Annotated in this window: 1 pseudogene; it reads right to left on the bottom strand. The window is 39.6% G+C overall.

Annotated features, from left to right (window positions below):
- Positions 1-235 (bottom strand): annotated as a pseudogene (locus tag GNF10_RS37750) (hypothetical protein); the annotation flags it as partial.

Here is a 235-nt window from a genome sequence, read left to right as displayed (position 1 = left end):
CTCTTGCAGTTTTTACAGCAATTTTTGTAGCTGTTCCTAAATTCCAATTATTCAGCAGCAACCGCACTTCTCGATTAAGAGAAACCCGTAAAGTTGTTAAACGTCCCAAAAGTTCAAAGTTAAGCATGAGGTCGCCAAATCCAGAACCCCAATCCAAGCCAGCACCAATTTTACCACCTACTTTATCTTCTGCTTCAACAGCTTTTCGCAACCATCTATCATCAAACAATAAATC

This window comes from Nostoc sp. UCD121 (assembly GCF_014222285.1).
Taxonomy (GTDB): Bacteria; Cyanobacteriota; Cyanobacteriia; order Cyanobacteriales; family Nostocaceae; genus Nostoc.
The sequence above is the reverse complement of the archived record's forward strand: the minus strand, read 5'-3'. Positions and strand labels throughout refer to the sequence as shown.